Below are 15,651 nucleotides of genomic sequence, written 5' to 3'. Positions count from 1 at the left end.
GACGGCCGCTTCGGGAGCGGCGGAAGGATCACCCCTGTGCGCAGACACCTGCAACGGACATCCCGCAAATCAACGTCAGCATCGCGGCGATTGCTCGCCGCGGCCGTGGCGGGCGTTCTCGGCGCGTCCTTGTTACCCGCCGGTATGGCCTCGGCCGGACCGGACGTCGAGGAGCGCCGCCCAAAGACCCAGGACGTGTCCCCGATCCCGGTAAAGCCCGATCCGTTGCGGCCGGGCCTGGAGGAGGCGGGCCGGCCGCAGCATTCGGATTTCATCGCTGGCCGGGAGATCGGCAACGCGGTGTGGCCGACGGCGGGCGTCGTCGAGGTGCCAGTCGGCGGGGATGCCCGGTCGGCGCGCGCAGCCTCCGTCGGCGGTCTGCCGATTCGTGTGTGGACGCCGCCGGGTGCCCAGGCGGCACCGCCGGGCAAGGTGCGGGTGGAGGTGCTCGGCCAGGACGTGTCGGAGCGGGCCGGCGTCACTGGCGTGTTGTTCAAGGTCACCCGCGCTGACGGTGGCGGTGAGGCCGCTGACGTCGTCGTCGACATCAACTACGACGGCTTCTCGCACGCGGTCGGCGGTGACTGGGCCAGCCGACTCGGCATGATCGAGGTTCCGGCCTGTGTCGCCGACCCCACCCCGGCACCCGGCTGCGCCGGCGGCGAGGATGTGGAGGTCCGCCACAACGCCGACGCCCGGACTGTGACCGCCACGGTGGCCGTGCAGCCAACTACCGGTCTGGCGCAGGGTCGGATGCTGCTGATGGCAGCCGGCGGTTCCGGCGCCGGCGGCACCTACGCGGCGACGAGCCTGACGCCGGCCGGGTCGTGGCAGTTGGGCGGGAACACGGGCAGCTTCTCCTGGCAGTACCCGATGCGGGTGCCGCCGGCGTTGGCCGGCCCGTCGCCGCAATTGACGCTGTCGTACTCGTCTGCGGCGGTGGACGGCAAGACCGGATCCAGCAACGCCCAGCCCTCCTGGGTGGGTGAGGGGATGGACCTGTCGGTCGGGTTCATCGAGCGGTCCTACAAGGCGTGTAAGGACGACGGCCACGACGACAAGGGCAAGGAGCGCTACGACCTGTGCTGGGCCGGCGACCACCTGAACATGTCGTTCGGTGGCCGTAACGGTGAACTGGTGAAGAAGTCGGCCAACGAGTGGCGGTTGAAATCCGACGACGGCACCCGTATCCAGCGGCGCACTGACGGGTTCAACGGCGACGACAACAAAGAATACTTCGTCGTCACCACCACCGACGGCACCCGCTACTTCTTCGGCCGCGGCAAGCGCGCCAAGAACGACCCGGAGAACCTTCGGTCGGCGTGGAAGGTGCCGGTTTTCGGCGACGATAAGGGCGAGCCCTGTTACAACAAGGGCGACGACTTCAACGACCGCCGCTGCAGCCAGATCTGGCGTTGGAACCTCGACTACGTCATCGACGGCAACGGCAACACCTCCACCTACTTCTGGAACACCGAGTCCAACCGATATGCCACCAACCGGGACAACAAGGAGATCGTAGGCTACGACCGGGGCGGCTGGCTGGGCCGGATCGAGTACGGCGAGCGGGCCGGCGCAGACCTAAAGTCCGCTGCGCCAATGGTTGTTGAGTTCGACACCGCCGAGCGGTGCATCGGTGCCACGGGCTGCGCGGAGAAGGACCTGACGGACAAGACCCGCCAGCGGTGGCCGGACGTGCCGTTCGACCAGATCTGCAAGGCCGACGCCAAGGAATGCAAGTACCAGTGGTCGCCGTCGTTCTTCACCCGCAAGCGACTGACCAAGGTCACCACGAGCGTCCTCGAGGCGGGGAAGAAGCGGCTGGTCGACACCTGGGAGCTGGCGCAGGAGCTACCCGATCCCGGTGACGGCTCCGGGGCGGGACTATGGCTGAAATCGGTCACCCACATTGGCGGCGCGGGCAAGGATGCGATCAAGCTCCCGCCCACGGTGTTCGAACCGATCTTCCTGTCCAACCGGGTCGACTCCGACACCGACGACCGCTACCCGTACCGCAAGCCGCGCTTGGCGGCGATCCAGACCGAGTCCGGCGGCATCACCGGCATCACCTACAAGTCGCCCGAGTGCCGGTTCGGTGACAAGCGAGACGCCAAGCGCAACACCGGCCTGTGCCATCCCTCGTACTGGTCGAAGCAGGGCACGGTCGGCGAGAAGGCCGACTGGTTCCACAAGTACGTCATCGAGCGCGTCACCGAGGATGGCCGGGCCGGATCGACCAACCAGACCGGCTCGAAGGTCACCTCATACTCGTACGGGGGTGGCGCGGCCTGGCATTACGATGACAATGAGCTTTCCAAGAAAAAGAACAAGACGTGGAGCCAGTTCCGCGGCTTCACCACCGTCACCACCGTCACCGGCGACGCCAACGCCACCCCGCTCAAGCAGACGTCGACCTACCTGCGCGGGATGAGCGGCGACAAGGACCGCGGCGAAATCAAGGCCAAGGCCTCCGACGGCACCGAGGTCGATGACGACGACCGGCTGCAGGGCTTCCTGTTCGAGCAGCGCACCTTCAACGGGGACACCGAAGTCTCCGGCTCGGTGCATACCCCGTGGGTGTCCAAGCCCACCGCCACCGAAGGCGCCGACAAGGCTGCGTTGATGGGACCGGCGCGGACCGTCACCCGGACCGCGTTGGACGGTGGGAAGTCGCGGCGCACGGCCATTACTCACCACTACGACGCCTACGGCATGATCGATCACGCCCACGACCAAGGCGACACCGGCGGCGACGGTAAGAACTCCGGCGCGGCCGCGGAAGATGACTCATGCACCCGCTACACCTACAACCGCAACACCGCCAAGAACCTCATCACCCTGGTCAGCCGAGTCGAGACGGTCGCGGTCGCCTGCGGCGCTGAGGTGAAGCGCCCCGACCAGGTCGTCTCCGACGTGCGCACCTTCTATGACGGCGCCACCAACCTCACCACCGTCCCCACCCGCGGCACCATCACCCGCAGCGAGGAGGTCGCCGACTACAAGGCCGGCAAGCCGGTCTACCAGACCGTCACCGAGAACCGCTATGACGCCTACGGCCGGGTGATCCGCTCCTACGACGCCAAGAAGCGACTTACCCGCTCCGACTACATCCCCGCCAGCGGCGGGCCGGTCACCGGGATGAAGGTCACCAACCCGGCCGGCCACACCCTCGTCTCCACCGTCGACCCGGCCTGGGGCGAGGTGACCGCCACCGTCGACGCCAACAACCAGCGAACCAGCCTGCGCCGCGACCCGCTCGGCCGCCTCACCGCCGTGTGGCTGCCCGGCCGTGACACCACGAACACCCCGGACACCGAGTACCAGTACCTCGTTCGAGCCAACGAACCAGTCGCAATCATCACCAAGACCCTGACCGCCAGCGACCAGCAACACGTCTCCTACCAGCTGTTCGACGCCATGCTGCGACCCCGGCAGGAGCAGAAACAGTCCGCCCACGGCAAACGGGTCATCACCGACACCGTCTATGACTCCCGCGGCCTGGCCGTCCGCAAGATCGGCCCCTACCTCGCCGCAGGCCCCCCCGCAGGGACCCTGGCGTTCTCCGCCGCCGCGAACCTCGCCGCGACCACGGTGACCACCTTCGACGGCGCCGGGCGCTCCACGAAGGAAACATTCCAGTACCGCGGCCAGGAGAAATGGACGACCACCACCTCCCACCACGGCGACCACGCCGTCGTTGACCCGCCCACCGGTGAAACCGCCATCGCGACCTTCACCAACGCCCAAGGCCAGACCACCGAACTGTGGGAGTACCGCACCCCGGCGCCGACCGGGAAGCGGGAGGACGCCGACGTCACCCGCTACAGCTACGACCACGCCGACCGGCTCACCGGCGTCCGGGACCAAACCGGCCACCAGTGGACCTTCGGCTACGACCTGCGCGGCCGCCGCACCACCTCCATCGACCCTGACACCGGCACCAGCATCACCCGCTACGACAGCGCCGACCAGATCATCGAAGCCACCGACGCCCGCAAACGGACCCTCACCTACCGCTACGACAGCATTGGCCGGCCCACCGCCGTCCTCGAAGGCGACACCCCACTAGTGACCCGCCGTTACGACGACACCGCGGTCGCCAACAGTAAGGGCCGACCCACCTCCGCCACCCGCCACCACGGCGGGAAGGCCTACACCACCGCAGTCAGCGCCTACGACGCCGCCGGCCGCCCCCTCAGGAACACCATCACCATCCCCGATGGTGAAGGAGCCCTCGGCAAGACCTACGAGTTCGCCGCCACCTACACCGCCAGCGGGAACTCCCGCACCACCTCGCTCCCCGCCGCCGGTGGCCTCAAGTCCGAGACCGTCAAGACCAACTACGACCTCAAGTCCGCCCTGCCCTCGGTAACCAGCGCTGATGGCTCCTACCAGAACATCTATGTTCGCCAATCCGTCTACTCCGAATTCGGCGAGCCGCTCCAATATGAACTGGGAGCCGTGGAAGAAGGCACCAAGTACACCTGGCTGACCTACAACTACGAAGCCGACACCCGCCGGCTGCGCGGTGCCCAGGTCGACCGCTACCTCGTGCCCACCGCCGACAGCGTCGCCAACTACCGCTACGACTCCGCCGGCAACATCCTGTCCATCGCCGACACCCCCAAGGGCGCCAACCCCGACGTCCAGTGCTTCACCTACGACCACCTACGCCGCCTCACCGAGGCGTGGGCGCAGGACAAGGCGGAGTGCGCCACCAAGCCCACCAAGGACGTACTCGGCGGCCCGGCTGCGTACTGGCAGTCCTTCGGCTACGACTCGGCCGGGAACCGCACTAGCCAGACCGACCACGCCGCCGGTAGCCAGACCGAGACGGTGACCCGGACGCACCAGCCGTTCGGGCCGGGTAGGAACCCCGCCCACGCGGTGGAGAAGGCCGACATCACCACGGCGGCCGACAACGGCCGCAGCAAGTCCCAAGCGACATTCGCTTACGACCCGGCCGGCAACATGACCCGCCGCAACGTGGGCGACAGCACCCAGACCATCGACTGGGACGCCGAAGGCCACGCAGCGAAGATCACCGACAAGAACGGCAAGGCCACCAGCTTCGTCTACGACGCCGACGGTAACCGGCTCATCCGCCGCGACGAACAGAACCAAACCGTCACCCTCTACCAGGGCGGTCAGGAACTTCGCCTCGACACCCGCACCGGCACCGTGTCCGGCACCCGCTACTACACCCACAATGGCCAAACCGTCGCCATCCGCACCGAACAGGGAATCTCATTCCTGGCCGGCGGGCAAAACGGCACCAGCGAAATGGCGGTCAACGCCAACGACCTCAACCTCACCCGGCAGCGCACCAAACCGTTCGGTGAGACCCGCGGACCGGACACGCCGCTGCCCGGTGAGCGGGGCTTCATCGGCGGCACCAACGACAAGCACCTCAACCTCGTCCACCTCGGCGCCCGGGAGTACGACCCTGCCACCGGCAGATTCATCTCCCCCGACCCACTGATGGACTTCAGCGACCCACAGCAACTCAACGCCTACAGCTATGGCCGCAACAACCCCTTCTCATTCGCCGACCCCACCGGCATGTGGTGGGGACAGAACTGGAACTGGAACGCCATCGGCCACGGCACGCTCGACGTCATCGGCCTCGTCCCCGTCGTCGGGGAAGTCGGAGACATCGCCAACGGCGCCTGGTACTCCGCCCAAGGCGACAAGGTCAATGCAGCGTTATCATTCGCCTCAGCCATCCCAGTCGCCGGATACGCCGCCACCGCCATCAAGGGCGCGAAGTGGGCCAACAAGGGCATCGACGCAGCCAACGCAGTCAACAAAGCCGACAAAGCGACCGATGCCGGCCGGTCGGCCGCAAAGGTCTCGGATAAGACGACTCCTCCCGCAGCGCCAGCGCCAAAGGCGGCACCTAAACCAGCGCCCGCCGCAAAGGCAAAAGCTGAGGCTGGCGGTGGCAAGTCAGCGAACAAGTCAACCACGGCAAGCGGCGGTAAGGCCGCTGCTGACAATGGCGGCAAACAAGCTGGACATGCAGGACGACAGGGAGGCCAAAAGGCCCTTCCTGCCGCGCAACGTGAAGCGCCGAACTCTGGCCATATAATTTCGCGCAACGCTGAGCCCGGAGAGGAATTCAATATGGTTCTCTCTGCAGGGCAATCCTCGTCAAAACCTGGCGGATTTGGCACATTCCAAAACATCCCAAGTCAATCATTTGCCCGCAATGATCTCGCTATCCGGTCGGATTGGAAACCGGACGTATCAGTGGTTCAGCGTTACAGAATTCCTAAGGGCGAGCCCATTAGAATTCAGGAAAGCGTGGTCGGTCGCCAAATGGACCCTAAGCTGGGGGAGCTAGCGGGAGGCGGAGGACAGGTCGAAATTATCAACTTCATCGACCGAGCGAGACTAATCCCCGTAGGGCCGAGAGTCCCACTCAAGTGAGGATGACCTTCATGATGCGAGTATCGGATCTGCGATGGTCCGAAACAAGCAACGTAGTCAGATGGAAAGAAGGCTCCAGAATAGTCAAAATTTCGTTGGACCAGCCACCCACCTCCGTGGTGCTAGCTCCGGCAACGAACGTGGTGGTAGTTGTAGACTCATCACCCAACGGGTCTAAGCTGTCCAATGCGGTGCTGTTCGATTGTAACGGTTGTGAGATCAGACGACTGAAGCCACCAAACATTTGGTCCGAACCATCCTGGAGGCTCGGATTCTACTTCGTGATGTTGGAACCAGACGATTCGATACGAGCCGTATTTTCGACGACAGTCGGTGATGTGAGCGGTATAGTCGACCTGAATACGGGCGAGCTAATAGATGTGGCAGAATGGCGTTGATGGTCTATTATGAAGTCGTAGACCCCCACGACGTATGGAATTATCGCAACGAAGGCGCTAGGCCCAGAATCCGCAGCTCTAATTTGAAGGCATACCCTTGATTCTGCGGAGCTAGTTGCTGGTGGGGCGGACCGAGTTGAGCGTCCGCCCCACCCATGTTCGGAAGACGCGTATCGTTTATACCTATATCGAGTTTGCCGCTAAGCAGCTAGGGGCCCTGTTCGCCGCACTGGCTTGTTGCCTTTGCGGCAGTCATCTTCTGTGAGGCGATTTCAACAACCGACCCCGACCCCGCAGAATCGCCTGCACCACTTCCGGGAGAGGGCTCCTGACCTGGGGAACGAGCCCGGTGGGCACTTGACACAATTCCTTGTCAAGATCACCTCGGTATAAGTATCGTCGCCTTTCCGGAAGTCCTTGTAGTTGTTGATGCAATGAGGTGTATGCGGAAATTGGTAGTTGGCGCGCCCTAGTGTTGTCCGGATTTCTTTGAGGGCGCCTAAGGCGCGCTTTCGCTAGGCGCCTCGGGGGCGTTTCGTTCGGGGTACCAGCTTGGTGGCCTTTTCTGCGGTGGTCTTTTGTAGTTCTTCGAGTACGGAGGTGTAGGTGTCGGCGGTGATTTGGTAGTTGGCGTGGCCGAGTGTTTCTTGGATTTCTTTGAGGGTGGCGCCGGCGGCGAGCATGAGGGTGGCGGCGCAGTGGCGTAGGTCGTGCAGCCGGATGGGTGGTAGGCCGGAGGCGGTGGTGAGGTTGTCGAAGATTTGGCTGATGCGTTCGGGGTGCCACGCCGATCCGTCGTCGCGGATGAAGAACCTGCCGCTGTCGACCCAGGCGGTGCCGGCTTTGAGTTTGAGGGCTTTGCGGCGGGTGTTGTAGCGGCGCAGGCTGGCGGTGGTGTCGTCGGCGAGAGGGACGGTGCGGTCCCCGGCCCGGCTCTTGACCTTCTTCAGGACCGGCTTGTAGGCGACGGAGGCGATCTGTTCGTGGATGGTCAGTTGCTGGTGGTGCAGGTCGACGTCGTGTTCGCCGAGGCCGCAGGCTTCGCCTCGGCGTAGCCCGCGGTGGGCGATGAGTTCGAACATGTCGTGCAGGTCGGCCTGGTGGTCGGCGGCGTGGTCCAGGAACGTGCCGAGCTGGGCGGGTGTCCAGACCATGACCGGGCTGGGGCGGCGGCCGGTTTTGCGCCAGCGGGTGACGGCGGCGTCGGTCCACAGCTGGGGTTTGGGTGGGGCGCCGGAGGCGAGTTCGACGTGTAGGGCGGGGTTGTACTCGATCAGCTTGTGCACGCCGATGGCGTCGTTGAGTGCTTTGCGGATGGTGGCCAGGAACCTCTGCTGGCTGGCCGCGCCCCGAACCCGCTTCCCCTTGACTGTGTCGCGTACTGCCTGGTCGGGGTGGTTGCGGGCGCGCAGCAGTGCGGCGTCGGCGGCGTCGATGTTGTTGAACACGGCCTGGATGTGGGCGGTGCGCAGCTTCTGCAGGGGGATGTGGCCGAAGCCGGGTTTGAAGTACATGCGGATGTGGTCGGAGTAGGAGCGCAGGGTGTTTTCGGAGACCCGCCGGTTGGCGAGCCATTCGTCGAGGTAGGCGCCGGTGCTGGTGTCGTCGTAGACCGCAACACCGGCACGTACGCGTCGGGCGATGGCGTCGCGGTCGGGCAGGGGTTGGCCGGCCTTGAGGTCGGCGATGATGTCACCGATCTCGGTGCGGATCTGCTGGTCGCCACCCAGGCCGATCAGCTCGTGGACTCTGTCGCGTTCGGCCTCAACCTGCTTGGAGGTGGTGAAGCCGCTGCGCCGGTATTGCCGGCGTGTCCCGTCGGCGGCTGGGGGGAGTTCGACTTGTAGGGCCCAGACGCCGTGGTGGTAGTTCCAGGTCCCGTCGGCGCGGGTCAGTTTCGGGCATTTGATGCCGAGCCGTTTCCCGGCCTGGTTTTTGCAGTTGCATTTTTTGGAGATTGTTTTGTCGAGGGCCATGGCAGACTCCTGGCATAAATCTAGAGTGGATTTGGTTCGGCGCGGGGTTTCGCTTCTGATTTTCGCGTCGGTCCATGGACGCTTCGATCCGCCAGGTATGCAAGTCACCCGGTAACGGAAACGCCGACGCCGACCGGGCCGCCGCTGCGGTACTACGCCGCGCCGACGACCGGCGACGGATGCGGTCTACGGATCGGGATCCTCGTCGTGGACGGCCAGGCAGAGGGCGCGCAGGATCTCCGCGACCGGGACCCGGTACTGGGTGCGGACGCGGACGAGCGGTACGGGGAAGTCGCCGTTCGCGGCGAGCCGGTAGGCGGCGCCCCGGGTGAGGCCGAAAATGCTGCCGGCGGTTTCGATGTTCGTCAGCGTTCCCAGCGCCCGGATCTGCGCCGGGCTCCACCCGTTGGCCTGATACCGCCCCCGCCCTGGCCCCCGCCCGCGCTTCGGGTTCTGGGGGCTGGCGGGGTCGCTGGCGCTCACGGCCGGCCCCGCCCCGCCGCGGCCACGACGGTGGCAGCGATCGCGGTGTACGCCGAGTCGGGGTGGAAGGTGCCGAAGGCGCCGTGGGCGTCGACCAGCAGCGCGGACTGGTCACCGGCGTGGGCGGCCAGGCTCCAGCTGTGGGCGTGCAGGACCACGACGGCGACCGCCCCGCGCAGGGTCCGGCCGATCAGCATTGCGCCGGGCGGTGGGTCGGCGGTGAGGGTTTGGGCTTGGGCGGCGATCTGCTCGGCCATCTGCGGGGGCAGGTGCAGGTCGGGATCCGGCACCAGCCCGAACTCTGCCGTGGTGGTGCGGTTGCTGTGGTGAGGGGTCAGGGCGTGGCCGATCTGGTTGGCCTGCCGCCGCCGCTGCTTCTGCTGCGGGGTGAGCCGGTCCAGGGCGACGGTGGCCGGCTGCAGGACCGTGACCGGGAACCGCGGGTGGCGACGTCGGTGCGAGCGGGACTTCGGTTGGTGGTGCTCGGGATTGGTGGGCGTGTTCATCGCGGAACTCCTTCGGACACCGCCGGGTAGGCGGCGAGGTAGCGGAAGACGCCCGCTGGGGCCCACCACAACGGGCAGGCCCCAACGGGCGCGGGAAAATGGCGAGGTGCCGGTCCCGGCCGGATGCGGCCAGGCGGCGGTCAGCTCTGGTCGGGCCAGCGGTGCAGGCCGAGCAGGTCCAGCAGCGGCGCGACCGGCACCCGCAGCCGCCGGCCCACCTGCACGACGGGTACGGGGAACTGGCCGGCGCGGTGGATGCGGTACACCGACCAGTGGGAGATCCCCAGGATCCGGCCGGCGGTGGGTAGGTCGGTGGTGGCGCCCAGAGCGCGGATGTCCTGGGCGGTCCACCGCCGAGGACCCTTGGCCCGCGCTACCGCCGTAGCGGCTTCAGCGGTGGTGGTGGGGTTGGTGCGGCGTAGCCGCCAACGGCTGGTGCGGTGGGCGCCGACGTAGCCGGCAGGGCCGGATTCGATAGAGCGAGACATGCGTGACTCCAGAGCAACGATGACGAAGACCCCGCCAACCCAGCGCGGACGCGCGGATCGGCGGGGTCTTCGAGGAACGGTTCAAGGAAGTTGGTGTGGCATCGGGATCGGCGGGCGCCGACGGTGGTGGTGTTCAGCAGCGCAGGTAGCGCAGGAGCGCCTCGTAGATCACGGTCGGTGGCAGCTCGTGCGGCGCTTGCAGCGCGGCTGGCGTTGTCGGTGGTGCTGCGGTGGTGGTGTTCTCGGTGGGTTGGTTGTCACCGCGCATGCGGCGGCTTGCGGGCCGGCGATGTCGCCGGCGGAGCAGTGGGAGGCGCATCGGGTTTCTCCGGGTGTGGTGCGCCGGATCCCCGCCACTGCGCGGTGCGGTGGCGGGGATCCGACGTTCGAGGTGGGGTTGGTCAGGTGTGGGGGTTGCTCCTGTTCTGGCTGTCCAGGTGTGGGGTGAGCCGGGTGATGGCCTCGTCGTGGAACGAGGCGTTGATGTCGATGCCGATGTACCGGCGGCCTAGCCGCAGCGCGGCCAGTCCGGTCGTAGCGGCCCCAGAAAACGGATCCAGGACAACTCCGCCCGGCGGGCAGCCGGCCGCGATAGCTCGCATCGGCAGGTCGATCGGGAACGGCGCCACGTGCGCCCCCCGATATGGGCGGGTCGCCATCGGCCACACGTCGCCCGGGTTTTTCCCACGCGGATGCGCTGCCGTATGCCGGCTGCCGGTCGGGGTGAGGTTCGGCGCTCCGGCCCGCGCTTGTACCGCCCCGGCACCGTATTTGCTGGTACCGCGGCGGCGTGCGGTTGCCCCGATCCCGCCGCTGGTGCCTTTACGGGAGCCGCCGATGGTCAGGGTGCCGTCGGCGGCTTCGGGGCGTTTGAGTGGCTGGCGGATCGGGTCCAGGTCGAACCAATACCTGCTGCTGGGGGTGAGCAGGAAGAACAGCTCGTAGGTGCAGGACAGGCGGTCCCGCACCGATTCGGGCATGGGGTTGGTCTTGGCCCACACCACCGCATTCCGCAGCACCCACCGGTCTGCTTGAAGCGCGAATGCCGTCCGCCACGGCACGCCGACCAGATTCTTGGCCGGCAGCAAACGCGCGCTTGCGTGTTGCTCCTTCCTCGAGTTAGGGGCATATGCGGTGGTGTGCCGTTCGGGGCTGGTGTAGCAGTCGCCTAAATTCAGCCACGCCGTTCCCGAGGGTTTCAGGACCCGACGCAGCTGTGCGAACACCGCGACGAGCCGGTCGACGTACTCCTCCACGCAGGATTCGAGTCCGTACTGGCCGGTGACGGTGTAGTCGCGGAGCCCCCAGAACGGTGGGGAGGTGACTACGCAGTCGACCGACCCGTCGGGCATCGCTGACAGCACCTGGTGGGCGTCGCCGAGCAGCAACTCCACCGGCCCCATCTGCGAATACCGGAACCGAGCCAGCGGATCCCCTACCGGGTGGCCGCTCATGCGAGCACCCACTCGTGCGGGCACAGCAGCCGCCGCAGCGCCGCCTCAGCCTGCTGAGGGACGACCCCGTTACCCAGCACATGAAGCGCCCGGGTACGCGGCAACCCCAGGTCAGTGACCCACCCTTCGGGCAGACCCATTAACCACTCCACCAGCACCGGGCTCAGCACCGGCTTGCCGTGGGCGCCAAGCACCGTCGGTGCCGGTGCGGGGCGACCGAGGATGCTCTCCCATCCGGCGACCGCCTGGGCGTAGATGCCCCACCTTTGGGTGTCCGGCCGGCCGACGTAGGGAACCCGCACGGACGCCGACGGCAGGGTGAGGTCACCGCGCTGGCCCCGCTGCCCCGGGCAGCCATTCACCCCATCGCTCGCGCGTGGGGTGGGGAGCAGGACCTGTGACAGCGGTGGCCGGAATCCGGCCCCAGCCCGTCGTCCGGGGGTGCCGGTGTCGCTTGCCCGTGGTGTCGGCAACAGATGGCTGCGACTGCCGGCGGGTTCCACGACATCGGGTAGACCATGCTGGTGGCCGGGGCCTTTGCCGTCACGAGCGCACGGCGTCGGCAACCTCCTCATCTCCACAGTCAGTTCGGCTGACTTTTCGGGTGGCGAGCATAAATAGCCGATCGCGGCGGTGCGCCGCCCCGACCTCGGATGCGCGTATGCACGTCCAGCGTGTGTCGTACCCGAGCGCGGCCAGATCGGAGTGGCAGACTTCGAACCCCCGCCTGAGCAGGGCGGCCACGTTCTCCACGAGCACGTATTGCGGTCGAACCTCGCCAACGGCGTCGGCGACGTGGGCCCACAGACTGGACTTGGGCCCGGTGATTCCTGCTCTCCTTCCTGCGTTCGATATGTCCTGACATGGGAACCCGGCGGTGATGATGTCGACTTGTGGCTGTTGTCCCCAGTCGACTGCGGTGATGTCGCCGAGGTTCGGGATCCCGGGCCAGTGGGCGGACATGACGGTGGCGGCGTGTCGGTCGTTCTCGGCGTACCAGAGCAGCCGGCCGCCGAGGACGGCTTCGACCGCGAGGTCGAGACCCCCGTAGCCGGAGCACAGCGATCCGATCCGCAATCTGCCTGCGGTGGGGTGGGTGGTGTCAAGGTTCACGCCACCCCCCGACCGGCATCGCCGGCAGCGTCGCCTCCGCCGCCGGCGGGTGGGGTGGCGGGGCAGGTCCACGGACCACACCCCTGCTCGGGCTCTCCGCCGGCGCGTGGCCGCAGGACTACCTGATCCAGCGGGATCCGCTGACGGTGGAGGAAGAACTGCCCTCGCAGCGGGTGCCCGTTGGCGGTGGCCCGCGCGGACCCGTTCCGGATCGCGTGATCGAACGCCACCGCTGACGCCCACTCCAGCGGCTGGTTGGATTTCAGGTCGGCCCAGAAATCATCTGAATGAAATGGGCATCCCACACATGACGACCGAGGCGTATCAGCCAATCCATTCTCGGCCAGATAGGACAAACAGTCGCTACGCCGCCAGCCGAGATCTAGCAGTGGGAAGGTGTTGCGCATGTAGCGCACGTCGGAATCACGGGCTCTGCCGATCTCATCGACGCTGATCCCGATCGCCATCTGCGCCCACACCGCGGCCGGAACCCGGCGCGGGTGCGGGTAGCCCAGCCGACGCCGTACCTCCTTCTTCAGCGGGGAAATTTTATACGAAGAAGTACATTGGCGGCGTGCCATACCACGTTGCCCGTTAGGGGCTAAAGTGAACAGTGGCATGGACGCGAACCGGCTCGCCGGGTTCAGGGCGTCAAGACGGATATTGCCCGCCCCCACCCGCACGACGGGAATGTGATGAGCAGCCGCTAAACGCTCCAATCTCAACAAATGCTGATACACCGTTATGGACTCCCAGCCCGTGTCGGCGAAAATGCACACGTCAAACTTTTCGACCAAGCCGCGGCAAGCCGCGACCAACAGGGCCGAGGACTGAACCCCGGCACCCAGCGAAAGCGCGTTTATTGCCGGCTTCCCGACGCTCGCCTCCGGCGTCATGGCGGTGGTGTTCATCGGCCCACCCCCGCCTGGAGCAGAACCAAATCCTCGTGAGCGATGAGGTGCATCGGCCGGCCGGCGGTCCGCTGTTTGCGGACGTGGCCGAGTTGGAAGAACGACGGGCGGGCGATGATCCGCCCGTCGCGCACCACACCCAGGCATGCCGGCATGACCGCTACCGGGGTGAGCCCGGCGTCGATCCCAGCTCCCACGACTGCCGAGGGCAGGTCGACCAGCGGCCCGTTCTTACGGAACGGCCGGACGGTGACCACGACATGCCCGCCGGGGCGTAGCACCTGCCGGCAGCCGGCCAGGATCTCGGTGAAGCCCTCTACCAGTGCGTTGGTGTTGCGGTAGGCGAGGTTGCCTCGATCGGTGCCATAGGTGGCGTCGGTCTTGGCCACCCCGGCCGGGCCGGGTTCGACCAGCCCGTGGACGGTCGACCCGTACGGCGGGCTGGTGACCACCAGCGCGACCTGCCCGTGCAACACGCGGGGCAGGAGGCTGGTCAGTCGGGTGGAGTCCCCACGGATTACCGATCCCCGGCCGGGCGCGCCCAGGTTGAGGGTGTGGGCGATGTTGGCATCGGACAGGTTCGCCCAGCGCGGCTCGTACTCCACCCCGAACGTATCCCGGCCCAGGTGCATGGCTTCCACGAGGGTGGTGCCGATCCCGCACATCGGGTCCAGGACCAGATCCCCGGGCCGGCTGTAGGCGGCGATGGCGTGGGCGGCGGTCGCCGGGTACATGCGTGCTGGGTGGGCTTTCTGTCCGGGCACGTACCGGCCGCGTCGTTGGATGGGCTGGGTTTTCTGGGCGGTCGCCCACACCGACAACGGCCGGCGAGGCGTGTTGTGGCTAGGCATCGGCGTCACCACCGAGCAGGTAGACGCGCAGATCGCGGTGTACCCGCACATGCCCCGACCCGCCAGGGCCGGCGGCAGCCGCCAGCTCGGCGGCGGTGGGGTAGTAGACGAACTGGTCACCGTCGACGCGGGCGGTGACGGCGACGATGTGCTGGAAGTAGCCCAACCCCAGCTGCGCCGCAGCGGCGTGCAGGGGCCGGTGATCGGTCGGGCCTGCGTCGGCGGCTTCGACCAAGATCAGACACCCACCCGGACGCAGCACTGGTGCGGCTGCGGCGAGTAGCTGACCTGCCGCATCGGGGTTGCCTGGCGGTAGGTCGGCGACCAGCAGAGCCGCCCCGTCGGTGGGGTCGGCGTAGCTGCGGTGGCCGCGGCCGAGGGTGGCGCAGGCGTTGGCCAGGACGGTGTCGGTGGTCCAGTCGGCGACGGTGTCGCCGGGCTGGCTGTAGGAGGTGACGATCGCCTCGGCGAGACGGACGCCAATTGCGGCGGGCTGGTCTTCGCCGGTGGTGGCGGTGCGCCACAGGGTGATCGGTACCGGCGGTTCGCCGGCCACCTGATCGATCCCGGCGCCCACAGTCGGACGGACGGACGGGTGGTGGTGTGTGTCGGTGGACTTGACGTGGGACGGACGTGGTGTGGTGTTCATTGGCGGTGTGGAGCTGCCCGCCGCACCTGATGCGCTGACGGTTACTAATCCGGTTTCGTTAGAGCTGACGAACGTCTGGTCGCTCTAACGGCCTCTAACGGTCCCGATCTGCACCGATATGCGAAGCGCGTTGGCGCGGTGGGCAGCTGGTCGAACGGAGGCGCCGCGCAGCCACCCATGTGCGAACGGACGCGGTTGCCGGCCACGGACGCGCGTCCGTAGGCGTGCTCGACCAGCGGACCGACGGAAGGACGTCCGCCCACGGAACGCGAACGGAACGCGCGGACGCGAACGGAACGCGCGCCCGGCCAGGGAACGCGAACGGAACGCGCGGACGCGAACGGAACGCGCGCCCGGCCAGGGAACGCGAACGGAACGCGCGGACGCGAA

At 67.0% G+C, this 15,651-nt stretch carries 10 protein-coding genes and 1 pseudogene; 1 reads left to right on the top strand and 10 read right to left on the bottom strand.

Annotation, left to right across the window (positions count from 1 at the left end):
• Positions 1-36 precede the first annotated feature (36 nt).
• On the top strand, positions 37-6,432 hold the full coding sequence (locus IEY75_RS18260) for an RHS repeat domain-containing protein (RefSeq protein WP_189115604.1): 6,396 nt from the start codon (positions 37-39) through the stop codon (positions 6,430-6,432).
• 913 nt (positions 6,433-7,345) lie between these two features.
• On the opposite strand, the gene IEY75_RS18255 is transcribed toward IEY75_RS18260, so the two are convergent.
• The 10 genes and pseudogenes from IEY75_RS18255 to IEY75_RS18210 all read right to left on the bottom strand — a co-directional run bounded on the left by IEY75_RS18255 (position 7,346) and on the right by IEY75_RS18210 (position 15,189).
• Positions 7,346-8,806 carry a tyrosine-type recombinase/integrase gene (locus IEY75_RS18255; RefSeq protein ID WP_189115603.1) on the bottom strand — a complete coding sequence of 487 codons (1,461 nt, stop codon included), beginning with the start codon at positions 8,804-8,806 and terminating at the stop codon, positions 7,346-7,348.
• A gap of 186 nt (positions 8,807-8,992) precedes the next feature.
• Complete coding sequence (locus IEY75_RS18250; protein ID WP_229789879.1) at positions 8,993-9,289, bottom strand: DNA-binding protein; 297 nt, start codon at positions 9,287-9,289, stop codon at positions 8,993-8,995.
• Complete coding sequence (locus IEY75_RS18245; RefSeq protein ID WP_189115602.1) at positions 9,286-9,795, bottom strand: hypothetical protein; 510 nt, start codon at positions 9,793-9,795, stop codon at positions 9,286-9,288. The genes IEY75_RS18250 and IEY75_RS18245 overlap by 4 nt, the downstream gene beginning before the upstream one ends.
• 140 nt (positions 9,796-9,935) lie before the next feature.
• Complete coding sequence (locus IEY75_RS21060; RefSeq protein ID WP_229789878.1) at positions 9,936-10,283, bottom strand: hypothetical protein; 348 nt, start codon at positions 10,281-10,283, stop codon at positions 9,936-9,938.
• 401 nt (positions 10,284-10,684) lie between these two features.
• Positions 10,685-11,677, bottom strand: a complete 993-nt coding sequence (locus IEY75_RS18235) for a DNA-methyltransferase (RefSeq protein ID WP_308425716.1) — start codon at positions 11,675-11,677, stop codon at positions 10,685-10,687.
• A gap of 56 nt (positions 11,678-11,733) precedes the next feature.
• The gene (locus IEY75_RS21055; protein WP_229789877.1) at positions 11,734-12,039 is read right to left on the bottom strand and encodes a hypothetical protein; all 306 of its coding nucleotides are present in this window, start codon (positions 12,037-12,039) and stop codon (positions 11,734-11,736) included.
• Between the two features lie 241 nt (positions 12,040-12,280).
• On the bottom strand, positions 12,281-12,850 hold the full coding sequence (locus tag IEY75_RS18225) for a DNA cytosine methyltransferase (RefSeq protein WP_229789876.1): 570 nt from the start codon (positions 12,848-12,850) through the stop codon (positions 12,281-12,283).
• Entirely contained in the window at positions 12,847-13,761 is a 915-nt protein-coding gene (locus tag IEY75_RS18220; RefSeq protein WP_229789874.1) for an adenine nucleotide alpha hydrolase family protein, read from the bottom strand. The genes IEY75_RS18225 and IEY75_RS18220 overlap by 4 nt, the downstream gene beginning before the upstream one ends.
• Positions 13,758-14,585, bottom strand: a pseudogene (locus IEY75_RS18215) (TRM11 family SAM-dependent methyltransferase); the annotation flags it as partial. The pseudogene IEY75_RS18215 and the gene IEY75_RS18220, both read right to left, overlap by 4 nt.
• A 19-nt stretch (positions 14,586-14,604) precedes the next feature.
• The gene (locus IEY75_RS18210) at positions 14,605-15,189 is read right to left on the bottom strand and encodes a hypothetical protein (RefSeq protein ID WP_189115599.1); all 585 of its coding nucleotides are present in this window, start codon (positions 15,187-15,189) and stop codon (positions 14,605-14,607) included.
• Positions 15,190-15,651 lie beyond the last annotated feature (462 nt).

Origin of the sequence: Pilimelia terevasa (genome assembly GCF_014647915.1) — a bacterium.
Classification (GTDB): Bacteria; Actinomycetota; Actinomycetes; order Mycobacteriales; family Micromonosporaceae; genus Pilimelia; species Pilimelia terevasa.
Note: the sequence above shows the minus strand (reverse complement) of the source record. Positions and strands in the feature narration are given on the sequence as shown.